Below are 24236 nucleotides of genomic sequence, written 5' to 3' on the forward strand. Positions count from 1 at the left end.
TTTGATAGGCCTCCCCTTTCAGACTCGCGCCCGGTAATCGAATGCTTCTGCCCAATCGTTGCTACCAACGAACACTTAGAATACTCGCGCTACCGGACTGCCCCAGCCACTCATAGCAACACGCCGTAAGGTTTGGATTCCATCTCATTGTTCACTCAAAAACTCCAGGTGATCCCTTTCAAGTTTTCGAGCTGCCTTGCGACATTCATTCACAACCCGGTCTCGCAAAACAACTAAGCTCTGCATTCTTATTTGTGCTTCCAAATCGCTCAGCTTTCCAAAAACAAGCGATGTTATTTGCATCAATGAATAGGCTGTATTGATAGCAGGAATATCCAATCCCGCATTAACCGCGCCGGCATGGATAAATTGCTCGCCCCCTATGGAGCCAAGTGTTCTGATGGTGCCTGCGGCTCCGGCATGAATCTTGTGGCTAGACCATTTGTAGTCTGGCGGGAGCGCTCCCCAATCCACAGCCTCTTCCAAATCTCGAAAACGCGGGTGATTTTTACACAGATTATGCGCCGCCCATCCATATGGCTTTGCAAAGGATTCCCCAAATTCAGCGAGCACACTCCGAAACTCTTCTTCCAACTCCTTCTGCTCACCCACGAGCTTTTCAGGCTCATAGACTTTGTCATGGTATCGAAACTCATTCACAAGCGCCTCACGCATGCTGACAATATCGTGGGCCAAGTAACGGTCGGCTATCTCGTCACCAAAACGGTCAATGACCAGAGCAAAAACTGATATTTCGTAAAGCGTACGCCATCGAGCGTATGCGCCGTCTGGCAATCCGCTTTCAAGCAAAGTCAGAATTTCCAGCGTCGTTTGGCACGCTCGCATATGCAGCATCGTGATGGCTTGCCGCCTGAGTAATCCAGTTTTAGCCTTTGAACGCGCCAGCTTATCTGCGAACTCCTGCCCTACCTCGCGCGAGGCAATCAGCATCATTCGAAGCGGATCAAGTCCAGCGCTCCAACGCAAATTGAGTCGGTCGCGAAAGAGCTGCATCTGATTTCGTTCGTCTATTCGCTCTTCGGGCCAACGCCCCTCAAGGCTCTTTACTACAAGCTTCGCTCCGTCTTTGACCGTTTTGCGGATTACTTTGGGCAGCGATTTATCCAAAAAAAGCTTCACGTCTTTTTCTAGTTCGTCAGCATCTTGTTTGGAAAGTTTTATGCTTAGATTCGTTATCGGACCTTCCTCTCCATTGTTCCAATAGAAGGTCTCACCGCTCTGCGTCAGGATGTGTTGCGTCAATGAGTCGAGAAAAGCTTTCTCTTCAATTCCCTGTTCTCTAAGCTTTTTTTCCAGTAGGCGGCGAAGGAGTTGACCCGGAACTTTCTGAACCTGCTTTTCTAGCAACGTGTTTAGACTAGGCATTCTCCTCCCCGGATTCCGCTATTCACAAGCTTGCTCTATGTCTTCACAGAATAGGAGACATCTCTCAATATCGACAATTGGTTATTTGAGTTGGAACCATGGCACCAGCTCGAGAAATTGAATGAATTATTTGGCCAACGAGAACATGGCGGACCACGACTTTCTCGGGTATTGCCTAGAGTGATAAGGCCAATAGCGATCCTGGAGATACTGCTTGGTTCAACTCCGTCGACCTCTGACGCCGCTTGATCGCGTGACTCGACACGTGGTGTTTGTTCACGGGCTAAATGGCAGCTTCGACAAGACTTGGATGTCGGCCGGAACACCACCGGAGTGCTGGCCAGACTGGCTGAACCGCTCTGACGGCACGACGGCTATCTGGGGTGTCAGCTACGGCGCAGCAGCTCTCAAGCTGCAAAATGGGGCTTCGATGGCTCTCCCGGATCGCGCCATGAGCCTACTGCCTTTGATGACATCCACGCCTGAGCTAGCCACAGGTGACGTGATCCTGGTTGGATACAGTCTCGGCGGCCTGATGATTAAATACATTCTCAGGCTCGCCAACGAACGAAAAGGACAAAATCCAGCGATCGGAAGCTTTCTACGAAGGGTTCGCCGCGTCGCCTTCATCGCCACACCACATTTGGGTTCCGAACTAGCCCCCAAAGCCCGCGTTCTGAAAGCGTTTTTGCGGGAACCCGTATTTGATCTACCGCGCAACGACCCGAACCTACGGTCTCTCAACGACTGGTATCGTGTCTATTGCGATGGGTCGCCCTTGGAAACGCTAGTTCTATGGGAGAAGGAGAATAGTCGGTATCCGATATCTCTACCATTTCATAAAACGATCACGTTCGACGTCGGACATATTGTAAAACCTGACAGCGCGAATCCGGGCGTTACTCGCCTATCAATCTACCCGATTGATGCCGATCACTTCACTATTGTGAGGCCGGCAGATAGAACCTCCCCCGTCTTCGAGCGTTTGAAGGAATTTATCGAGAAACCATTCCCGCCAGATCAAGTACGAGGACCTGGTGGAAGCTCACCTAGTCGTGGGCCAGGATCGATCGGACTGGACGTCGAAAGTCCGCTCATCACAGCTCAACTTCTTTCCAGAATCGATACTCTACGACAATCTCGCTTCACTATTGAGTTCGATGCGATATCCGAATGTAGCGCGTTTTTTGAGTCTATTGACGAGGAGTTCTCTCTAGCATCACCTGACGCCAAACGGATCGCTGCATCGTGGTGTGCTCGTATAGTCGCTGCAAAGGACGAGTCCCTTGCCGCAACTATGCTGGAGCGGGCAGAGTCCCTAGGGGAAGGCATTGAGACAAGGATTGCGCGATCATATTTGCTCTTCTTTGCCGAAGGAGATCGTCGGCGCGCACTCGCTCTAATAGCCGATATTGATACAGACGCAGGTCGTTCCAGCCGCGCCATTCTTGTAAGTCATGGCGAGCCACCCGATGTTGGACTACAGCATATCGACGAAGAAGGCCTTCGATTTGATCAGCTCGACTCCGACGGAAAATTTGCGGTCCTTCAGAAAACAATCGCAGCCGGACTATGGGACAGAGGCGTTCAGCACGTTGCCGCGCTTACGGAAGAAGATTTCGCAAAGACTCCATCCCTCTTGCTAAGCGCTGCCGCGCTACTCCTAGCCTCTACCGTGAATGATGATTTCCGAGCGGGAATTGTCCGTTACCTGCCGACTGAACTCTCTACACTTCCGATGTTCGAGGACTCTGCCTCCATTGAACGCCGACGACAGGCGCGTGCACTTTACGAGAGGGCAGCTGCCGCTTTTACTTCACTCGCAAGAGCAAAATCAGCAGCTTTGACAGCAGACTATGCGCTCTGGCTGGGCCTTATAGACCCTGCATCACATCCGTCCGCTATTGAAGAACTGCGCAGCAGCATGGCTGACAGAGAAATCGCTCTTCGGCGCCTTCCTTTCGCGATCGAATTTGGTCTTGATCTGGACATCGAAATGGTTGAGGCCGAACTCAATCAAAAAGAAATGGCGGAAGATGCGTTACCTCAGGTCGCTGCTGCCCGGTTCGCCATCGCAAAGCGGAAGGGATCACCTGCAGAAGCTGTTGCGTACATACAAAAATATAGAGATCAGCTCACAAAACTTTACCAATCCGACTGGATACTTTCTGTTGAAATTGAGTTGCTTGCGAAGGCGGGCAAGCTGGAAGAGGCAAGAGAAAAACTATCGAATGTTGACCCGGCATTTCCCGAACAGACACTGAAAAGCCTCCAGCGAATTCTAGAAGAGGCATCCGGCTCTGATCCCATTGAAATCCGAGAAAGGGAATATGCGGAATCGGGATCGGTCGGAGACTTGATTCTTCTGGTCGACGTACTCAAAGCCAAGGAAGCTTGGGCAAAGCTAGTCGACTACGGCAAAGTTCTGTTCGATGCTACCCGCGATATCAGTAGCCTTGAGGCGTACGTCCAAGGGCTTTTTCAAATAGGTCGTGATGTTGCGATCATCGAACTTTCGCAATCTGTGCCGGATATGTTTTCGACACACCAGCTTGTTCAGTCACTCGCTTGGTCTTACTTCCGCACAGGAGACCTTGAGGCCTCCAGACGATCACTGGCGCAGATTGGAATCTCTTCACGAGATGCGAATGATCGAGCCCTTCAGGTGAACCTCTCAATCACTTCCGGTGATTGGTTGTCCTTAGGCAAATTTGTTGAGGAGGAATGGGCCAATCGAAGCGAGCGCACTGCAAGTGAACTGCTACAGACTGGACAGATAGCACAACGTGTGGGCTCTCACCGCTCGCAGGAGCTTATTAGAGCCGCTGCAGCAAAGGCGGATGGCGACGCCGCATTGTTGGCGGCCTGTTACACAGCTGCGGCAAACGAAGGATGGGAGGATAGTCCAGATGTCCATGAATGGCTGGCAACAGCGATCGCAGCATCCGGTGACGACGGCCCAATTCAACGGATAGACATTGGGGAGATGATATCGATGCAGCCCGACTGGGCTGAGCGCGAGAAAAGAACTTGGGACCAATTAGCCGCGGGGCAGTTGCCCGTTTTTGGGGGTGCGCAAGCGCTTCGCCGATCACTGCTCGACATGTCTCTTCTTCCAGCACTGGCAAATCTTGAAGAGCCCGATCCTCGTAAGCGGGGCATGATCTTCGCTTTTAGCGGCGCCAGACCGCCTGGGCATGTAGAAGCTCGAAGGGTAGCCATCGACGCTAGTGCGCTTTTATCCATTGCCTTTCTCGGACTACTTGAGCGCGTGTTGGCGCATTTTGACGAAGTATTCATATCACACGGTCTGCTCGGTTGGCTCTTCGAAGAACGGCAACGCATCCAGTTCCATCAGCCCAGCCGCGTAAGAGCCGCACTAGAAATCAAACGGTTGATAGATTCCGGGCAGCTTTCGAAGTTTGAAGGCACAGTCTTAGTTGATGACCTTCTAGAACGTGAAGTTGGATCAGAACTCGCCTCGCTTATTGCCGATGCGGCTGGTGCAACCGCAGAAAACCAGCATGTAGTAATTAGATCCTACCCGGTCCCTAGGGCAGACACGTTGCTTGAAGAAAGTGCCGACCTTACAGGTTATGAAACTTGGATCGCCGGCTGTGGCGATCTCGTGACCGCGCTTAAACGGCAAGGATACCTTACCCGGGCGGAGGAGGAGCAAGCGAATTCATATCTTAGCCTGCATGAGAAACCGTGGCCTCACACCACTGAAATTCAGCCTAATGCAACGCTATACCTAGATAGCCTAACCGTTGACTATCTACAGCACCTAAACCTACTGAGCCGATTACGAAGTGCGGGTTTCAGTGTCTTCATTGCGACGTCGGAAACCGATGAGGGTGATGCATTGATACGACATCAGGCGTTTTCGGAGCACGCGGGCCGTTTGATTGAAGAGATCCGCGCCGCACTTTCAACAGGTCTCGACGACGGGAAGGTTCGGCTCGGGCACATGAATTCAAAATACGATTCGTTGCACCTAGATCATCCGACCGCGACATTCTTCGAACTTGCCTCGTCTGTTGACGCTCTCATCGTCGATGACCGCTTTCTAAATAGACATCTAAATTTTGATTGTAGCGACGGCACCGAACTTCGACCGATACATTCGAGCCTCGATCTGCTTCAGGGCATGCGTTCGGCGGGGCACTTGGAAGCTGGTGAGCTCTCCGAGGCTCTTACGCTACTTCGCCGTGGCGGCTTCATACTCACCCCAATAGGTGAAAAAGAAATACTTCACTCGATTGGCGACGCAAGAGTGGAAGATGGGCGCTTGGTTGAAACTGCAGAATTGCGAGCTATCCGCGAGTCGTTTGAGCGGGTGCGTATGACTGATATTCTACAATTGCCGCTTGAATCGACATGGCTTGATGACATCCATAAGGCTCTCATCGCTGCCATCCGTGCTCAATGGGCAGACGCGATCGATTTTGGGCAGGCGGAAGCACGATGTGACTGGCTTCTTTCCCTTTTTGACATTAGAGGCTGGGCGCATAGGACCCCCCCTTCAGGAGGAGAGGCCTCAGTTCGCTATCGAGCGCAGCTAATGCTACTCGCAAGCCCGTCGGATCTGAGCGAAGACGTACGACCACATTACTGGCAATGGCTTGAAACCCGACTCCTTGCGCGTTTTCGCGACGAGAACCCGGACGACTACGCCGCTCTTCAGTCCACAATTCTCGAGCTGATCGATAGTACTGCGCGGACCATAGAGGAGGAGGACGAAGATGACTGACAAACAGTTACTTCGGGCCTTGGTGGCTCAACTCGTCGAAAACCTCCCCCCGAGCCTTAAACGAACGATAATTAGCTCTCGGGAATTTCAGAACCGCTACAACATAAGTACAACTGCAAAGATCAGCCTCGGTGATGGCGGTATCACGTTTAGTCGCACCGACTTCTATAATGCGGTTCGTAGGATCTACGACAATCCGGATTCACCGCCACAGCTGACGTCAGACGAAGGAACTTTCTATTCCGTTTCCTTGCAAGAGGATACTGGTGCTCGGCATGTGACGTTAGCGTCGGACCAAAGAACCATAAAGCTTCCCGCTTTCTGGTTCCTTTCGCCGAATGCGGCCGATAGGCTTGGTGGTTTCGATGCAGAAGCGAACAAACGCCATCTCGTTGATCCGGAAATTCTCGAATGGCGCGAGCGACTAGCAAAAGCACCGCTGGAAGACGATGATGTTGACGAACTTCATGAAGAACTACAGCTGAATCCGGGTGAAATCTCGGAAGCAATTTCTAGTGAGATTGCGGCGGGAACAAGCCATATCAGGATTCTCGTACCACCGAAGCCCTCGTACTACGAACGTCTCGTGGGGCCACTAAAGGATAGCCGCGATCTTCCATCCTTTGTCGATCGGACTGCGAAGGAGCGACTGAGAAACCTCCTCGACTGGAACCATTCTGAAGGACTTAAGCTCGCACTTCTAATGTGCCCACAGAGTTTGCTTTCTGCCTCCATCGAGGCCGAGCAAATACCAGAATCAATTGTGATCGAGACTTTCAAATGGCTCGAAGAATATGGCGATCGATTTTCTCAAGTTGCAGGAATTGAGCTGGGCTTGCGATTATTGCCTCGATTTCCAGAAATCGAGCCCATTCTTCACGAGATGGTCGCTAACCTCTTAGAGGATGACCCAAATGACTCCGTTGGCCGACTGACGCTTTCCGCCAATCTCGCTGTCTTTACGGACGGCGAACTAGCGCGTCTTGGGATACTACGTAATGCTCCACCTTATTATCGTCGATTAGCTGCACTTGCCCAAGCCTCACTGATCGAACGCGAGCTAATTGCAGTGGATGTGGATAAAGCCGCAATCGGAGATTGGTCCCGTGACGGTCGAGGACAATGCTTCTTCCTTCAGTCGTTAATTGATCTTCGTACGGAGCCACGCTGGCTACCCGATTTTATGTCATCAGAACAACTTAGATACGAATTTCTCGGGCGTATTTCCGCAGCAGCCGTCGCAAACTGTGAATCGATTCGGTCTAAAGAGTTCCAAGAATTGCTAAACGGAGATACTCCCAACAGCGTTAAAGCACAATTAGTCGTGCCATTCGCATTCCTGCCAGGACCACTGGAAAGTGGCTATGCCCCAAAGGTGCCTGTGCCGCAGGAGTTTGACGATTTGTCGAACTCACTAACGGCAGGGGAAATCGACGAAGGCGTGCTCGCCCCTTTTGTCAACTCGGCGCTCATTTACAGGTTTGAGAAGGAGCACGCGGAGACCATCGCCGCATCTCTAAGAGCAGCAAAGTATCATGTTGCTATCCAAGCAGATAGTGATCGCATCTTCTCGCTGCTTGTAGGATTGGCGACGATAGCTTCGGTAACTAGATCGACAGAGCTCGCGGATGAGGTTCGTATCCTTGCTCGCGTGATGCGAAGACGCCCAGGAGTGACGCTAGAGCCAGATAGCTTGATGCGGATTGGAATGATTGCCGCGGCAGCGAATGCAGATGTTGATCAGTGGGCTCGTAGAGTAGGCGATTGGCTCACGGAGGTATCAGTTGACCCAATGGACAAAGACACTGCCCTACAGATGCGATCGCATGTTCGGCGATTGTGTGAACTGGAGCCGCACCTCTGGAAGACTTGTGCAAAGGCTGACGCTGCCTTTTCTGTATTGATCGGCATGGCTGCGTAGGAGCTATGGCCAAATAGCGAGAATTATATGGCGGACTTCCTGCTCGCCATGAGCCATGCGACCACTCTGACAGCCATCGACCTCATCAATCTGTGTCGACTGGACTTCTCCCGCAAAGGAAGCATCCATGTGCATGCGCCAAGCGGCGCAGGCCCCGCAGGAATCATAGTCCGGGGCCTTTCGGGGTGAGGGCGCCTGAGCGATGGGCGCCTGTAACCGAAAAGAGCCCCGAACATGGCAACTTCTCCAAACACTGCACCCAAATCCTCAGCATCTCCCGGCAGCAAGCTCGGCCAGATCATCCGCCTGTTGCAGCGCACCAAGGGCGCGACCATTGATGACCTGGTCGATGCAACCGGCTGGCAGCCTCATTCCGTACGAGGAGCAATCAGCGGACAGCTGAAGAAGCGACACGGTCTCGACGTGACTGCAACCAACGACGAGACCCGCGGCCGGGTCTACCGCCTGCCGAAGAAGGCCAAGACGGGAGGCGCCAAATGAATCAGGTCGAACCCGACTTGGGCACTCTTGATCTTGGCGAACTGCGGAAGCGGTGGCTCGCCGCTTACGGCAATCCTCCCCCACCCCGCGCCGGCCGTGAGCTGCTTGAGTTCGGTGTCGGCTGGCACCTCCAGACCAAGGCTCATGGCGGCCTTGATCGGACGACACGAGAACAGATCGCTGCTTTGGTCGAGGATGTCCGCGCGGGACGTGAGCCGGGCCTCACGGAGAGTCGTTCCGACCTCACCCCTGGCGCGACACTGGTCCGGGAGTGGAACGGCCGGACCTATCAGGTCCAGGTGCTGGAGACCGGATACCTCTTCGAGAACAGGGTCTGGCGCAGCCTCTCGGAGATCGCAAGAGAGATCACAGGCGCCCGCTGGAACGGACCCAAGTTCTTCGGTCTCAGACAGAAGCAGAAGGAGGTCGCCTGATGGTTGCCCGCAAGCTTCGCTGCGCGATCTATACCCGCAAATCGACCGATGAAGGTCTCGATCAGGACTTCAACTCACTGGAGGCCCAGCGCCAGTCCTGTGCCGCCTATATCATGAGCCAGACCCATGAGGGCTGGGAGGCGCTGACTGCTCACTACGATGATGGCGGTTACTCAGGGGGTACTCTCGAGCGCCCCGCCCTGCAGAGCCTGATGCAGGATATCGGGAAAGGCCTGATCGACATTGTTGTGGTCTACAAGGTCGATCGCCTGACACGGTCGCTTGCCGACTTCGCCAAGCTGGTTGAACTCTTCGATCAACACAGCGTCTCCTTCGTCTCTGTAACCCAGGCCTTCAACACCACCAACTCCATGGGGCGTCTCACCCTCAATGTCCTCCTCTCTTTCGCCCAGTTCGAGCGGGAGGTCACGGCCGAGCGTATCCGCGACAAGTTCCGCGCCTCCAAGGAGAAGGGCATGTGGATGGGTGGCAAGCCACCTCTTGGCTATGACGTGGACAAGCGGAAGCTCATCATCAACGAAGAGGAAGCCGAACAGGTTCGTCATATCTTCGAGCGCTATCTCGAGCTCGGCTCGGCCATGGCCCTGATGAAGGACCTGGAGGCCAGAGGCATCCGCTCAAAACGCTGGATCACCCAAAAGGGGCGGATGATCGGTGGTGCCTGCTTCACCCGTGGCGTTCTCTACCTGCTCCTGCAAAACCCGATCTACATCGGGAAGATCCGGCACAAGGATCAGGTTCACGAGGGGCTGCACGATCCCATCATCGACATGAAGACGTGGGGGAAGGTGCAGGACCTCCTTGCCCGCAACCGGCACGAGAACAGGACAAGGAAAAACGCCAGCGCCCCGAGCCTGCTGGCCGGGTTCCTCTTCCATGAAGACGGCACCCCGTTCCGGCCGCGGCAATCCCATATGGAAGGCAGGCGCCTCCACTACTACAAGCATCCCGACACCACTCTTCCTGCCCGGGAGATCGAGGGTGTCGTCACAAGCGAGCTCGTTGCCCTTCTTGGAAATCAGACAGAGCTCTGCCGGCTCATCGGGGCGGACCATCCCAATCTCATCGAACTGGTCGGGACAATGGCTGCACAGCATGCGGCTCAGCTGAAGGTTCACCCCACGCGTGAGGTCGTCCTGCAGCTCATCGAGAAGGTCACAGTCGAACAATGCAGCATCCACATCACGCTCAACCGGCGGGGTATGGCTGAGCTTCTCGGGTACGCCGACACGTCCGTAGTCAATGAGGATGCATGTTCCGAGCCGGTTGTCCTCACACGCCGGTATCAGCTGAAACGGGTCGGACGCGGCAAGAAGCTGATCATTGGGGCGAACAACCCGAATGAGACCGCTCAGCCTGATGCGTCACTTCTCAAAACCATCGCCCGGGCGCATGCCTGGCTGGACGATCTGAAGGCAGGGCTCAGCTACAAAGAGATCGGCACGCGGGATGCGATCGACGAACGGCTGGTCGCGCGAACTGTACGGCTGGCCTTCCTGGCTCCTGATATTACGAGAGACATCCTCAATGGCCGCGAGCCCGAAGGCCTGACTTCACAGGGACTGATCCGGCTTCCGAAGTTGCCGGCAAGCTGGGGTGAGCAGCGCGAGGCACTTGGCTTCACCTAAATCGGCCAGAGTCGGAGAATGCACTTGCCCGCGCTTCGGCGCGGGCTTTGTCGTTCCGTTGACGTTCCCACGAAACACGGCTGCATCACGGTGCATCATCGTGCATCGAAATACGCTGAAGCGGACCTGTTTGGCCCCTCGCAGAGACATGCCCACGAAATGACGTCGAAATGCCCTCCGCAGAGCACCTCCGCCGCTCACCGCGATGCGCAAATGGGCCGCAAGTCCCCGGAATGACGGAGAATTTGCGGAGAGGTCTGGAGGTCTTGGTTTTGCAAGGGAAGGACTGGTGGTCGGCAATAGAAACGTTGCGCTGACCTCTCCATAGCTCGCGACTTTCGCCTAGGCGATGAGTCACGAACAAAGCAAAGACCTCTCCAGAACGGTCTGCGTTTTGCTCACGACTCTTCGGTAGAGCGAAGAGTCACGAAACAAGCAGAGACCTCTTCCGCTCGCATTCACCGATGCATTCACGATGCACTTTCGATGCACAATTCCGTGGAGCGGACCAAATCGTCCGCCCACAGAGAATTCCGCGAGAATGTCTGAGAATTGAGGCTCTCTGGTCCGCCATACGGCGAACTTCGATCAACAAACATGCGCTAACCCTCGGAAACTTTTGAAGATTTCCGGAAGAAGATATTTAGATCTAGATAAGAGGGTGTAGACTGGTGGAGCCAGACGGAATCGAACCGACGACCTCTTGCATGCCATGCAAGCGCTCTCCCAACTGAGCTATGGCCCCATTTTCAGTCTTGCCGGCGGGGTGGGGCCCGCCGTTGAGGAGCCGGAACTTATTTCGTCGTCCCGGCAAATTCAAGAGGAAGTTGACGTCCTTTTCGGCAAGATCGCCAATCAGTCGGTGTCATCCTTGCCGCCGCGCACGATGCCGCTCACATCGTCGTCATCATCCTCGTCGTCTTCGAGGAAGGTGTCGTCGTCGCTGTCATCGTCGTCGAGGTCGATATCGTCTTCATCGTCGTCGCTGTCTTCATCGAAATCATCTTCGAGTTCTTCCAGCGAGATATCGCCCGCCGAGGTCTCGTCCTCGTCGTCATCCACGCCCGGCGCAGGCTTTTCCGGTTCCTTCTTCTTCGGCTTTTCAGCCGCCGGCTTCGCCCGTTTGGGCGCCTTGGGCACTTCCGGCACGAATTCGTGCTGGCATTTCGGGCAGACCAAGGGGGTCTTGTTCAGATCGTAAAACTTCGCGCCGCAGCTCGGGCACTCGCGTTTCGTTCCCAACTCAGGTTTCGCCAAGTTCGATGCTCCCCGCGCATTACGCTTCAATAAGGCTGACCGCCGCTGGCCCGGCGGGCCCGCCGCCGATTGCCCATGAAAGGATTTTCCCATTGCCACGTCTTCATGCGCCTGTCAAAACCTATTCGCACGACCGTGCCCGCCAGCCCGCGCGGCGGGGATTTCCGCCCTTTCCCGGGCCTCGCGCGGCGGGTCGTTCCGCTCCGTTTTTTCCGCTTTTGCGCCGGTGACACAAAGTGGCCCACGCCTCCGCTTCAAAGACCTCGACAGCCCTGACCGCAGACCCCTCACCGGCCCTTTCCGGCACCATGGCGGTGCCGGGGGACAAGTCGATTTCGCACCGATCTCTCATTTTCGGGGCCCTGGCCGTGGGCGAGACGCGGATTACAGGCCTGCTGGAAGGCGAGGACGTGCTGGCGACGGCTGAAAACATGCGCCGGCTGGGCGCGCTTGTGACGCGCCATGAAGACGGCTCCTGGTCGGTCTTCGGCGTCGGCGTGGGCGGCCTCAAGGAGCCCGCCGAACCGCTCGATTTCGGCAATTCCGGCACCGGGGCCCGGCTCGTCATGGGGCTTGTGGCCGGCCATCCGATTACGGCGACTTTTACGGGCGATGCCTCGCTGTCGCGCCGCCCGATGAAGCGGATTATCGATCCGCTCACGCTGATGGGAGCGGAGTTCCATGCGCGAGAGGGCGGCCGCCTGCCGCTGACGCTGAAGGGCGCACGCGCGCCGCTGCCCATTCGCTACAAGCTGCCCGTCGCCTCCGCCCAGGTAAAATCGGCCGTGCTGCTCGCCGGTCTCAATGCGCCGGGCGAGACGGTGGTGGTGGAACCTGTCCCCACTCGCGACCATACCGAGCGCATGCTCACCGCTTTCGGCGCCAAAGTGGAAATCGGCACCGATGACGACGGATTGCGCGAGGTCCGCCTGACGGGCGAACCCGAACTCACGCCCTGCGACGTCGCCGTCCCCGGCGATCCGTCTTCCGCGGCCTTTCCGGTGGTGGCCGCGCTGGTGACCCCCGGCTCCGACATCGTGGTGGAAGGCATTACGCTCAACCCGCACCGGGCCGGGCTCTACACCACGCTTATCGAAATGGGCGGCGATATCGAGATCATGAACCAGCGCGACGAAAGCGGCGAACCGGTCGCCGATCTGCGCGTGCGGGCAAGCGAGCTCAACGGCATCGACGTGCCGCCGGAACGCGCCGCCTCCATGATCGACGAGTATCCGGTGCTCGCCGTCGCCGCCGCCTTCGCCTCCGGGCCCACCACCATGCGCGGCATCGAGGAATTGCGCGTGAAGGAAAGCGACCGGATCGCAGCCACTGTGGCGGGCCTTCATGCCAATGGCGTCAAGGTGCAGGAATTCGAGGACGGCATGGTGGTCGAAGGCCGCGCCGGCAAGGTCGATGGCGGCGGCCATGTCGCCACCCATCTCGACCATCGCATCGCCATGGCCTTCCTGGTTATGGGACTTGGCGCGAAAAAGCCCGTCACCATCGATGACGGCGCCATGATCGCGACGAGCTTTCCCGATTTTCACCAGCGCATGCGCGAACTTGGCGCGATCTTCACCATTCCCAATTTCGCGGGGCCGCGATGATCCTCGCGATCGACGGTCCGGCCGCCTCCGGCAAGGGCACGCTGGCGCGGCTTCTCGCCCGGCATTACGGCCTTGCCTATCTCGATACGGGCTCGCTCTACCGCGCCGTGGGGCAGACATTGCTCGCCGCCGGGCGCGACCCGCATGACGAAAAGGCGGCACTTGAGGCCGCCCAGACCCTCGACACCGGCCATATCGACGAAAAAGCCATCCGTACCGCGGAAGCGGGCAATGCCGCCTCCATCGTGGCCGCGATGCCGCCGGTGAGGGCTGCGATCCTCGATTTTCAGCGGAATTTCGCCAAAAATCCTCCAAATGGGGAAAATGGCGCAGTTCTGGACGGGCGGGATATCGGCACGGTGGTCTGCCCGGATGCGGATGTGAAACTTTTCATCACCGCCTCGCCCGAGGTCCGGGCCCATCGGCGCTGGCTGGAACTCAACAATTCGGGGTCCGACATCGCCGAGGCACAAGTTCTGGCCGATGTCCGCGAACGGGACAGGCGCGACGCCGAGCGCCCGACCAGCCCCATGCGCCCCGCCGACGACGCGCACTTGCTCGACACGTCCAATTTGAGTATAGAAACGGCGTTTGACGCAGCGGTCGCAATCATAGACGGCTCAATGAGTTAGGTGCGATGCACGGGCGATTTCGGAACCCCCGAAACCGCGCGTTCGCACCTTGTTTGTTTGTGAACTCCAGTCGCTGTCGCCCGCATCGCCGCCTGCGTCAAAAGCAACCCATATGAACTTTACCCATGTTCACCTGCTCCCGGGCACTTCCATACGACCCGGGGGAAGACCGCCGGACCCAACCGTCGGCCAGGAACAAGAAGACGATCAGGAGACTGAATACTTTGGCAGAAGCAATGAGCGCCGCGCTCAACCCCAGCCGCGAAGATTTCGCGGCCATGCTCGAGGAAAGCTTTTCCGAGAGCGACATGCAGGAAGGCAATGTGGTCAAAGGGACCATCGTTGCCATTGAAAACGATCTTGCGATCATCGATGTCGGCCTGAAGACCGAAGGCCGCGTCCCCCTCAAGGAATTCAGCACCGCCGGCAAGCCGGCCGACCTTTCCGTCGGCAGCGAAGTCGAGGTGTATCTGGAGCGCATCGAAAACGCGATGGGCGAAGCCGTGCTCAGCCGCGAAAAGGCGAAGCGCGAAGAAAGCTGGATCCGTCTGGAAGTTGCGTTCGAAAAGAACGAGCGCGTGGAAGGCCAGATCTTCGGCCGCGTGAAGGGCGGCTTCACGGTCGACCTCGACGGCGCCGTGGCGTTCCTTCCCGGTTCGCAGGTGGACATCCGCCCCGTGCGCGACGTCACCCCGCTGATGAACATTCCGCAGCCTTTCCAGATCCTCAAGATGGACAAGCGCCGCGGCAATATCGTTGTCTCGCGCCGTGCCGTTCTTGAAGAGACGCGCGCGGAACAGCGTCAGGAACTGGTCGAGAACCTCAAGGAAGGCCAGGTGCTGGAAGGCGTCGTCAAGAACATCACCGATTACGGCGCGTTCGTCGATCTCGGCGGTGTGGACGGCCTGCTGCACGTCACCGACATTGCGTGGCGCCGCGTCAACCATCCGACCGAGGTTCTCTCCATCGGCCAGACCGTGAAGGTCCAGGTCATCAAGGTGAACCACGACACGCAGCGCATCTCGCTGGGCATGAAGCAGCTCGAGGCGGATCCGTGGGAAGGCGTCGAAGCCAAGTACCCGGTGCAGGCCAAGTTCAAGGGCCGCGTGACCAACATCACCGATTACGGCGCCTTCGTGGAGCTGGAGCCGGGTGTGGAAGGTCTCGTCCATGTCTCCGAAATGAGCTGGACCAAGAAGAACGTCCATCCGGGCAAGATCGTTTCCACCTCTCAGGAAGTGGAAGTGATGGTGCTGGAAGTCGATCCGGTGAAGCGCCGCATCTCGCTTGGTCTCAAGCAGTGCATGGACAATCCGTGGACGACCTTTGCCGATCGCTATCCGCCCGGCACCGAGGTCGAAGGCGAGATCAAGAACATCACCGAATTCGGTCTCTTCATCGGCCTCGAAGCCGATGTGGACGGCATGGTGCACATGTCCGACCTCGACTGGAACAAGTCTGGCGAAGAAGCCATGGCCGAATACCAGAAGGGCCAGGTGGTGAAGGCTGTCGTTCTCGATGTCGACACCGAGAAGGAACGCATCTCGCTCGGCATCAAGCAGCTTGGCGGCGACCCGCTGGAATCGCTCGGCGATCTCCGCAAGGGTTCGGTCGTCACCTGCACCGTGACCGAAGTTCAGGATAACGGTATCGAGGTTTCCGTTGGCGAAGAGGGCGTGACCGCCTTTATCCGCCGCGCGGAACTGGCACGCGATCGTGCCGACCAGCGTCCGGACCGCTTCGCGATGGGCGACAAGCTCGATGCCCGCATCACGCAGTTCGACAAGACTTCCCGCCGCATGCAGCTCTCCGTCAAGGCGCTGGAAATTGCGGAAGAGAAGGAAGCCGTCGAACAGTACGGTTCGTCGGACTCCGGTGCCTCGCTCGGCGATATTCTGGGTGCGGCGCTCAAGGCGCAGGACAAGGACGACTAATAAGGTCTTCCTTTTCCGGACAGGAAACGATTGCCGGGGCGACACCGCGAATTTTGCGGGGTAAGCTCCGGCATATTTCCGAACTGTCCGGAGGCATAACGTGTCTATCGACGCGGACCAAATTACGGACAGGCGGCGCTTGAAGCGCCGCCTTTCTCTTTGGCGGATCGCGGCCATCGTCGCGGTCGCCGTCGCCCTTATCGCGACTTCGCTGCAATCGGGCCTCTTTCCGCCGTCCGAGCAGATTGCCCGCATCCGGCTCGAAGGCGTGATCGCGGACGACCCCGCCCTTATCGACCTGCTGCACAAGGTGCGCGACGACAAGAGCGTGAAAGCCGTCATTCTCTATATCAACTCGCCCGGCGGGACGGCCTCCGGCGCCGAGGCGATCTACGAAAATGTGCGCAGCATTGCCGCCAAAAAGCCCGTCGTGGCGGTGCTCGGCACGGTTGCGGCATCGGGCGGCTATATCGCGGCGCTGTCGGCCGACCACATCGTGGCGCGCGGCAACACGATCACCGGCTCCATCGGCGTCATCTTCCAGTGGACGCAATTGAAAGATCTGATGGGCAAGCTCGGCATCGAGATGCGCGAAGTGAAATCCGCGCCTCTGAAAGCGGAACCCAATCCGTTCACCGAACCGAGCCCGGAGGCGCTGAAGGCGACGGAAGCGCTCATCCAGAGTTCCTATCAATGGTTCCTCGGGCTGGTGCAGGAGCGGCGCGGCTTCGACGAGGCGACCACCCGGAAACTGGGCGACGGGCGCGTCTATACCGGCTTCCAGGCGGTGGAGAACGGGCTCATCGACGAAGTGGGCGGCGAGCAGACGGCGCGCAACTGGCTGCGCAAGGAGCGTCAGGTGAGTGACAGGCTGCCGGTGCGCGACTGGACGCCCGCGGAAGACGAATTCGGCATTACCGATCTGGTGGGCAAGGCCATGGCGCGGGCCGCCCTTTCCACAATGGAGGGTCTGGGCCAAAAAACACTGCACACAAAAAGACTTACACTTGACGGTCTGACCAGCCTTTGGCACCCTGAGGCCCGTTGAGCCATGCATGAGCAGGGCCGATACGGCTTCGGGCGGCTCGCCGCCGGGAAGGAACGGATGCGCAGAGGACGGACGAAGAAGAATGATCAAATCTGAGCTCGTTGCCCGTCTGGCGCAGGCCAACCCCCATCTCTATCAGCGCGACGTGGAGCGCATCGTCAGTACGATCTTCGACGAAATCAGCGCCGCACTTGCCCGGGGCGACCGGGTGGAGCTGCGCGGCTTCGGCGCTTTTTCCGTGAAGGCCCGGCCTGCCCGGACGGGACGCAATCCGCGGACCGGCGAGCCGGTGCATGTGGAAGAGAAGTTCGTACCCTTCTTCAAGACGGGCAAGGAACTGCGCGAACGTCTCAATGACGGCGAAGCGGGCGAAGACGATTCCGACGACGATAGCGAAGACTGATCCCTTCGCTGACGCGTTCTTTTCTCGAACGGGACAATTCCATTGAAACTGCTGCGCTGGATTCTTCTGCCGCCTTTAGCGATCATCGTCATCGCCCTTGCGATTGCGAACCGGCATAGCGTGACGTTCAGCCTCGACCCGTTCGATGCGCAAAATCCCGCCATCTCCTTTGACCTGCCGCTCGCGGCCATCGTCCTGATCTCGATCGCGCTCGGCATCCTGATCGGCGGGCTTGCAGCCTGGTGGCAGGGACGGCGGCGGACCGCCCGCAGACTCGAAACCGAACGCCGCAAACAGGCCAATGCGCCGGCTCCTGCCGCAAAATCGGCGGAAAACGGCGCTTCCGGGTCCGGCGGCCTGCCCGCCATTCAATAAAGGCGGCTGTTCAGCCGGCGGCCAAGCCTGCTATATAGTGGCCGTAACGCTCAACGTTCCAATTACAGCCCGGTCAGCCCCATGCCCCTTTCAGGCAACCCTGTCTTCTGCGCACTCGACACCACGGACGCCGCCCGTGCGGTGGCGCTTGCGCAATCACTGAAGGGCAGCGTCGGGGGCCTGAAGATCGGCATGGAATTCTTCAACGCCAACGGGCCTGAAGGGTTCCGCAAAGTCGCCGAGACGGGACTGCCGGTCTTTCTGGACCTCAAGCTCCACGATATTCCCAACACGGTCGCAGGCGGTATCCGCGCCGTGCTGCCGCTCAAACCCGCCATCGTCAATGTGCATGCCTCGGGCGGCCCCGCCATGATGCGCGCCGCGGCGGACGCGGCGGCGGAAGCAGGCGACACCCGCCCGCTCGTGATCGCCGTCACCGTACTCACCAGCATGGATGAGAGCGACCTTGCCGCGACCGGCGTCTCCGGGTCGCCGCGCGATCAGGTGCTGCGGCTGGCAAACCTTGCGCGCGAGAACGGCCTGGACGGCGTCGTCTGCTCGGCCCATGAAATCGAGCCGCTGCGCGCGGAACTCGGGCCGGACTTCAAACTCATCGTGCCGGGCATCCGCCCCGCCGGGTCCGCCGTCGCCGACCAGAAACGCATCATGACGCCGGAACAGGCTCAGGCGCTCGGTGCGGACATTCTCGTGATCGGCCGTCCCATCACCGGGGCCGACGACCCGCGCCGCGCCGCCGAGGACATTTCGGCGAGCCTCGCGCCGGCCCTGGGGTAGGCCCGCTCATGACCGTGCGCGTCAAAATCTGCGGCATTACCGACGAAGCGGCCCTCAAGGCAGCTGTGTCGGCAGGCGCCTCCTATCTCGGCTTCGTCTTCTTCGAGAAAAGCCCCCGGCACCTGACGCTTGAAAAGGCGGCCATGCTTGCCGCCCAAGTGCCGAGCGAAGTGGTGAAAGTGGCGCTCACCGTCAATGCGGATGACGCAACGCTCGACCCGCTTGTCGAGGCCCTGAAGCCCGACATCCTGCAGCTCCACGGGGCGGAACCGCCCGAGCGCCTCACGGAGATGAGGGAGCGCTATGGACTGACGCTCATGAAGGCCATTCCAATCGGCGGGCCTGAGGATCTGGATGCCGTCGCCGTTTACCAGAATGCGGCGGATTTGTTGCTGTTTGACGCCAAACCACCTAAATCTATGGCCGGTGCGCTACCGGGCGGAAACGGGCTCGTTTTCGACTGGTCGCTGATCGCCGGCCATCGACCCGACACACCCTGGATGCTCTCGGGCGGGTTGGATGCCGACAATGTGGGCGAAGCCATCCGCATGACGGGCGCTCAGGCGGTGGATGTCTCCTCAGGTGTCGAAAGCGCACCGGGCAAAAAGGATCCCGAGCGGATCAAGGCGTTCTGCAAGGCGGCGCTCGGCGTGGCAGCCGGCTGAACCGCCGGAAAGAAAGTTGAGAACAGTGAGCACTGCAAAGCCCAATTCCATGCGCAGCGGTCCCGATGAGAGAGGCCGCTTCGGTATTTTCGGCGGACGCTTCGTCGCCGAAACGCTGATGCCGCTCGTCCTGCATCTCGACCGGGCCTATACGGATGCGAAAAACGATCCGGCCTTTCACGACCAGATCGCGGAAATGCAGCGCGACTATGTGGGCCGTCCGAGCCCGCTCTATTACGCCGAGCGGCTGACGGAGCATTACCGCGAGATCGCGCAGAAGAACGGTGGCACCGGCGGCGCCAAGCTGTATATGAAGCGCGACGAGCTGAACCATACCGGCTCGCACAAGATCAATAACTGCCTCGGCCAGATCCTGCTCGCCATGCGCATGGGCAAGAAGCGCATCATAGCCGAAACCGGCGCGGGCCAGCACGGCGTGGCGACGGCGACGGTCTGCGCGCGCTTCGGCCTGCCTTGCGTCATCTATATGGGCGCGACCGACATCGAGCGTCAGAAACCCAATGTCTTCCGCATGCGTCTTCTCGGCGCCGAAGTCGTGCCGGTCACCTCCGGTACGGGCACGCTGAAAGATGCGATGAACGAGGCGCTGCGCGACTGGGTGACGAATGTGGACTCGACCTATTACCTCATCGGTACGGTCGCCGGTCCCCACCCCTATCCGGCCATGGTGCGCGACTTCCAGTCGATCATCGGCGAGGAAGTGAAAACGCAGATGATGGAACGCGAGGGCCGCCTGCCCGACAGCGTCGTCGCCTGCATCGGCGGCGGGTCCAATGCGATGGGTCTTTTCCATCCCTTCCTCGACGATGAGAGCGTCCAGATTTTCGGCGTCGAGGCCGCGGGCCACGGCATCGAGACGGGCGAACATTGCGCCTCGCTGAAGGGCGGCGCGCCCGGCGTCCTGCACGGCAACCGTACCTATCTGCTGCAGGACGATGACGGGCAGATCCGCGACGGCTATTCGATTTCCGCCGGTCTCGACTATCCGGGCATCGGGCCGGAACACTCATGGCTGCATGAGACAGGCCGCGCCACCTATGTATCGGCGACCGACCAGGAAGCGCTGGAGGCCTTCCAGCTCTGTTCGAGCAAGGAAGGCATCATTCCCGCGCTCGAACCCTCTCATGCGCTGGCCTATGTCAGCCGCGTCGCGCCCGAGCTGCCGCGCGACCACATCATGGTCATGAATATGTGCGGCCGTGGCGACAAGGATGTGTTCTCCGTCGCCGGTTATCTGGGGGTGGAACTGTGACGCGGCTTGAAAAACGTTTCGACGAGCTTGCCGCGCAAGGCCGCGCGGCCTTCATCACCTTCATCACGGCGGGCGATCCGGATACGGAGGGGTCTTCGGCGATCCTCAAGGGCCTGCCCGGCGCAGGCGCCGATGTGATCGAACTCGGCATGCCCTTCACCGACCCGATGGCGGACGGCCCGGCGATCCAGCATTCCTCGCAGCGCGCACTTGCCGCCGGTCAGACCATGACCAAGACGCTCGACATGGTGCGCCGCTTCCGCGAGGGCGACAATGCAACGCCCATCGTGCTGATGGGCTATTACAATCCGATCTATCATATGGGCGTCGAAAAATTCCTCGACGCGGCGACGGAAGCGGGCGTCGACGGCCTGATCGTGGTCGACCTGCCGCCGGAAGAAGACGATGAGCTTTGCGTGCCTGCGATGAAAGCGGGCCTCAACTTCATCCGCCTCGCCACACCGACGACGGACGACAAGCGGCTTCCCGCCGTGCTCGCCAATACCTCGGGCTTTGTCTATTACGTCTCGATCACCGGGATTACCGGCGCGGCGAGCCCGCAGGCGCTCAATGTCGCCGCCTCGGTTCAGCGCATCAAGGGACACACCAAACTGCCGGTCGCGGTCGGCTTCGGCATCAAGACGCCGGACCAGGCCGCCGAGATCGCCCGCGACGCCGACGGCGCAGTCGTGGGCTCGGCGATCGTCGAGGCCATCAAGGCGGAACTCGGCGAAGACGGGAAACTGAAGGACGGGGGCGTCGAGCGCGTGCTCGATTTCGTGCGCGGTCTTGCCGACGGCGTCCATGGCGCCCGCGCGGCGGCGGCCGAATAAGGGAGAGACCCATGAACTGGATCAACAGCGTTGTCCGACCGAAAATCCAGCGCGTCTTCAACAAGCGCCAGGTGCCGGACAATCTCTGGCGCAAATGCCCGTCCTGCGGCGAGATGATCTTTCACCGCGATCTCGTGGCCGCACTCAATGTCTGCCCCAATTGCGATCATCACTTGCGGCTGGAAACGAAAGAGCGCTTCGACTCGCTCTTCGACGATGCCGACTACCAGATCGTGCAGGTCGATCCGGTGCCCGTGGATCCGCTCAAGTTCCGCGACCAGAAGCGTTATCCCGAACGCCTGAAGGAAGCACGCGCCAAGACCGGCCGCGACGACGCCGTGACCGTGGCGCATGGCGCGCTGGACGGCGTGGAAACCGTCATCGCTATCGAGGATTTCTCCTTCATGGGCGGATCGCTCGGCATGGCGGCGGGCGAAGCCCTCATCAAGGGCGCGGAAACCGCCATCGAAAAGCGGGCGCCCTATGTGCTCTTCACCGCGGCGGGCGGCGCGCGCATGCAGGAGGGCATCCTTTCCCTCATGCAGATGCCGCGCGTGACGGTTGCCGTGCAGTTCCTGCGCGAAGCCGGGCTTCCCTTCATCGTCGTGCTGACGGACCCGACCACCGGCGGCGTGCTTGCCTCCTACGCCATGCTGGGCGACGTGCAAATCGCCGAGCCCAAGGCGCTGATCGGTTTTTCCGGCCGCCGCGTGATCGAACAGACGATCCGCGAAAAGCTGCCGGACGATTTCCAGTCCGCCGAGTTCCAGTTCGAGCACGGCATGATCGACATGATCGTTCATCGCCACAAGCTGCGCGAGACGTTGTCGCGCGTGATCCGGCTGATGACGCATCGTCCGCGCGGCAAGGCGCAGCTCACCGCCAATCTGCCTGCCACCACCACGCAGCCTGAAACGGGTGCTGAAAAGGCGTGACCGACACCAGAGATGCCGCGCAGGACAGGCCCACCGAGTCCAGTGACGTCATTCTGGAGCGGCTGACCGCGCTGCATCCCAAGCTGATCGACCTGTCGCTCGACCGGACCTATCGCCTCCTCGAAAAGCTCGGCAATCCGCATCGCTCCCTGCCGCCCGTCTTCCATATCGCGGGCACGAACGGCAAGGGCTCCACGGGCGCTTATCTGCGCGCCATGCTGGAGGCGGCGGGCAAGCGCGTGCACAGCTATACCTCGCCGCATCTGGTGCGCTTTCACGAACGCATCCGGCTTGCCGAAGGCGAAGGCCGCAGCGCCTTCATCGACGAGCCTGCCCTGTCGCGCCTGCTCGATGAATGCGAGCGCGCTAATGACGGCGAGCCCATCACCTTTTTCGAGATCACCACGGTCGCGGCCTTTCTTGCCTTTTCGCGCACCCCCGCCGATGCGCTCATTCTGGAAGTCGGCATGGGCGGGCGGCTCGACACCACCAATGTGGTGGACGATCCGCTGGTGAGCATCATCACGCCGGTGAGCCTCGACCATCAGGGGTTCCTCGGCGACACGCTCACCGAGATCGCGGGCGAGAAGGCCGGCATCCTGAAGCGCGGGCGGCCGGGCATTATCGGTCCGCAGGCGGACGAAGTGCGTATCGCCATCGAAATGGCGGCGGAGCGCGTACAGGCGCCGCTCCTTGTTCACGGGCAGGATTTTTCCGCGCATGAGGAACACGGCCATCTCGTCTATCAGGACGAGCAGGGCCTTCTCGACCTGCCGCTGCCGAAGCTTGCCGGACGGCACCAGATCGACAATGCCGCCCTCGCCATCGCCGCGCTGCGCAAGGCGGCGGGCGAAAACCCCGCCCTTGCCATCGACACCGACGCCATCGCACTCGGGCTCACCCATGCCGAGTGGCCGGGCCGTATGCAGCGCCTCACGCGCGGGCCGCTTGTCGAGCTTCTGCCGTCCCATGCCGAACTCTGGCTCGATGGCGGGCATAATCCGGCGGCGGGCGAGGCGGTTGCGCATGTCATGGCCGATCTCAACCAGCAGCAGGAGCATATCCGTTCCCGCCCGCTCATCCTCATTTGCGGCATGCTGGACACCAAGGATGCAGGCGGTTTCCTGCTGCCCTTCAAGGGGCTCACGGCGCAGGTGGAAACGGTGACGATCCCCGATGCGCCCGCGAGCCTTTCGGCGGAGGTACTGGCGGAGATGGCGGCAAAGGCCGGCCTCCCCGCTTCGCCTGCGGCCTCCATCGAGGCGGCGCTCGAACGTGCGCTGCTGGAAGGCGGACGCGACGCGCCGCGCATTCTCATCTGCGGCTCGCTTTATCTCGCGGGCCATGTGCTGCGCGAGAACGGGTGACCCCGTAAAAAAGGCCGGTCGAAAGACCGGCCTTTTGCTTGTCCTGTCGGGACAACTCAGAGCGAGCTGTCGATCCATTCCTGGATCTTGCCCTTCGGCATCGCGCCCACCTTGGTGGCCGCGACCTGCCCGTCCTTGAAGATCATCAGCGTCGGAATACCGCGCACGCCGAACTTGGTCGGCACATTCGGGTTCTCGTCGATATTGATCTTGGCGATGGTGATCTTGCCGCCATAATCCTTGGCCAGCTCTTCCAGAGCCGGACCGATCTGCTTGCAGGGGCCGCACCATTCGGCCCAAAAATCCACAAGCACCGGACCAGAAGCGTCCAGGACGTCAGTATCGAAGCTGTCGTCAGTCACTTTGGTGGTCGTCATTTGCTACTTCCTTTCCTGTGTCGGCTTAAAAAGCCCGGAATCCGGGCTTTTTTGCCGCAAGGCGCTGCGTTTTCCGCAGCTCGCTTGATTC

Annotated in this window: 20 protein-coding genes and 1 tRNA gene; 17 read left to right on the forward strand and 4 right to left on the reverse strand. The window is 59.2% G+C overall.

Annotated elements, in window-relative coordinates:
* Window positions 1-144 precede the first annotated feature (144 nt).
* Window positions 145-1386 (reverse strand): DUF5677 domain-containing protein, encoded by a 1242-nt coding sequence (locus ACSSVQ_RS09575; protein WP_454182602.1) that lies wholly within the window; start codon window positions 1384-1386, stop codon window positions 145-147.
* A 214-nt stretch (window positions 1387-1600) separates the two neighbouring features.
* Here ACSSVQ_RS09575 and ACSSVQ_RS09580 point away from each other — a divergent pair, with 214 nt between their 5' ends.
* From ACSSVQ_RS09580 to ACSSVQ_RS09600, 5 genes are all read left to right on the forward strand, one after another.
* Window positions 1601-6139: an esterase/lipase family protein gene (locus ACSSVQ_RS09580; RefSeq protein WP_167095606.1), complete on the forward strand. Its 4539-nt coding sequence runs from the start codon at window positions 1601-1603 to the stop codon at window positions 6137-6139.
* Window positions 6132-8060 (forward strand): hypothetical protein, encoded by a 1929-nt coding sequence (locus ACSSVQ_RS09585; protein WP_167095605.1) that lies wholly within the window; start codon window positions 6132-6134, stop codon window positions 8058-8060. The genes ACSSVQ_RS09580 and ACSSVQ_RS09585 overlap by 8 nt, the downstream gene beginning before the upstream one ends.
* A 234-nt stretch (window positions 8061-8294) precedes the next feature.
* A complete protein-coding gene (locus ACSSVQ_RS09590) occupies window positions 8295-8561 on the forward strand; it encodes a DUF3489 domain-containing protein (protein ID WP_167095604.1) in 267 nt (88 codons plus the stop codon).
* Window positions 8558-8995 carry a DUF2924 domain-containing protein gene (locus ACSSVQ_RS09595; protein WP_167095603.1) on the forward strand — a complete coding sequence of 146 codons (438 nt, stop codon included), beginning with the start codon at window positions 8558-8560 and terminating at the stop codon, window positions 8993-8995. Before ACSSVQ_RS09590 ends, ACSSVQ_RS09595 begins: the two co-directional genes overlap by 4 nt.
* A complete protein-coding gene (locus ACSSVQ_RS09600; RefSeq protein WP_167095602.1) occupies window positions 8995-10644 on the forward strand; it encodes a recombinase family protein in 1650 nt (549 codons plus the stop codon). Before ACSSVQ_RS09595 ends, ACSSVQ_RS09600 begins: the two co-directional genes overlap by 1 nt.
* A 669-nt stretch (window positions 10645-11313) precedes the next feature.
* Here the strand turns inward: ACSSVQ_RS09600 and ACSSVQ_RS09605 are convergent.
* Together ACSSVQ_RS09605 and ACSSVQ_RS09610 are read right to left on the reverse strand one after the other, a co-directional pair.
* Window positions 11314-11389 (reverse strand) — tRNA-Ala (locus ACSSVQ_RS09605).
* Window positions 11390-11499: 110 nt separating this feature from the next.
* Window positions 11500-11901: a TIGR02300 family protein gene (locus ACSSVQ_RS09610; protein WP_454182605.1), complete on the reverse strand. Its 402-nt coding sequence runs from the start codon at window positions 11899-11901 to the stop codon at window positions 11500-11502.
* Window positions 11902-12137: 236 nt separating this feature from the next.
* On the opposite strand from ACSSVQ_RS09610, the gene aroA reads away from it, so the two are divergent.
* The 12 genes from aroA to ACSSVQ_RS09670 all read left to right on the forward strand — a co-directional run bounded on the left by aroA (window position 12138) and on the right by ACSSVQ_RS09670 (window position 23768).
* Complete coding sequence (gene aroA, locus ACSSVQ_RS09615) at window positions 12138-13508, forward strand: 3-phosphoshikimate 1-carboxyvinyltransferase (protein ID WP_454182607.1); 1371 nt, start codon at window positions 12138-12140, stop codon at window positions 13506-13508.
* On the forward strand, window positions 13505-14140 hold the full coding sequence (cmk, locus tag ACSSVQ_RS09620; protein WP_454182609.1) for a (d)CMP kinase: 636 nt from the start codon (window positions 13505-13507) through the stop codon (window positions 14138-14140). Before aroA ends, cmk begins: the two co-directional genes overlap by 4 nt.
* A gap of 224 nt (window positions 14141-14364) precedes the next feature.
* Window positions 14365-16074: a 30S ribosomal protein S1 gene (gene rpsA / locus ACSSVQ_RS09625; RefSeq protein ID WP_454182611.1), complete on the forward strand. Its 1710-nt coding sequence runs from the start codon at window positions 14365-14367 to the stop codon at window positions 16072-16074.
* A 100-nt stretch (window positions 16075-16174) separates the two neighbouring features.
* Window positions 16175-17122, forward strand: coding sequence for a signal peptide peptidase SppA (gene sppA, locus ACSSVQ_RS09630; RefSeq protein WP_454182613.1), 948 nt, complete (start codon window positions 16175-16177; stop codon window positions 17120-17122).
* An 82-nt stretch (window positions 17123-17204) separates the two neighbouring features.
* Window positions 17205-17525, forward strand: a complete 321-nt coding sequence (ihfB, locus tag ACSSVQ_RS09635) for an integration host factor subunit beta (protein WP_167095597.1) — start codon at window positions 17205-17207, stop codon at window positions 17523-17525.
* Window positions 17526-17567: 42 nt separating this feature from the next.
* The gene (locus ACSSVQ_RS09640; protein ID WP_454182615.1) at window positions 17568-17900 is read left to right on the forward strand and encodes a LapA family protein; all 333 of its coding nucleotides are present in this window, start codon (window positions 17568-17570) and stop codon (window positions 17898-17900) included.
* Between the two features lie 81 nt (window positions 17901-17981).
* Window positions 17982-18695, forward strand: a complete 714-nt coding sequence (pyrF, locus tag ACSSVQ_RS09645) for an orotidine-5'-phosphate decarboxylase (protein WP_454182617.1) — start codon at window positions 17982-17984, stop codon at window positions 18693-18695.
* An 8-nt stretch (window positions 18696-18703) separates the two neighbouring features.
* On the forward strand, window positions 18704-19360 hold the full coding sequence (locus ACSSVQ_RS09650) for a phosphoribosylanthranilate isomerase (protein ID WP_454182619.1): 657 nt from the start codon (window positions 18704-18706) through the stop codon (window positions 19358-19360).
* 49 nt (window positions 19361-19409) lie between these two features.
* The gene (gene trpB / locus ACSSVQ_RS09655; RefSeq protein ID WP_454184676.1) at window positions 19410-20633 is read left to right on the forward strand and encodes a tryptophan synthase subunit beta; all 1224 of its coding nucleotides are present in this window, start codon (window positions 19410-19412) and stop codon (window positions 20631-20633) included.
* Window positions 20630-21466 (forward strand): tryptophan synthase subunit alpha, encoded by an 837-nt coding sequence (trpA, locus tag ACSSVQ_RS09660; protein ID WP_454182621.1) that lies wholly within the window; start codon window positions 20630-20632, stop codon window positions 21464-21466. The genes trpB and trpA overlap by 4 nt, the downstream gene beginning before the upstream one ends.
* 11 nt (window positions 21467-21477) lie before the next feature.
* Window positions 21478-22401: an acetyl-CoA carboxylase, carboxyltransferase subunit beta gene (gene accD / locus ACSSVQ_RS09665; RefSeq protein ID WP_454182623.1), complete on the forward strand. Its 924-nt coding sequence runs from the start codon at window positions 21478-21480 to the stop codon at window positions 22399-22401.
* The gene (locus tag ACSSVQ_RS09670; protein ID WP_454182625.1) at window positions 22398-23768 is read left to right on the forward strand and encodes a bifunctional folylpolyglutamate synthase/dihydrofolate synthase; all 1371 of its coding nucleotides are present in this window, start codon (window positions 22398-22400) and stop codon (window positions 23766-23768) included. Before accD ends, ACSSVQ_RS09670 begins: the two co-directional genes overlap by 4 nt.
* Window positions 23769-23824: 56 nt before the next feature.
* Here the strand turns inward: ACSSVQ_RS09670 and trxA are convergent, their stop codons facing one another.
* Window positions 23825-24145: a thioredoxin TrxA gene (gene trxA / locus ACSSVQ_RS09675; protein WP_293329358.1), complete on the reverse strand. Its 321-nt coding sequence runs from the start codon at window positions 24143-24145 to the stop codon at window positions 23825-23827.
* Window positions 24146-24236: the final 91 nt, after the last annotated feature.

This window comes from Parvibaculum sp. MBR-TMA-1.3b-4.2 (assembly GCF_053628815.1).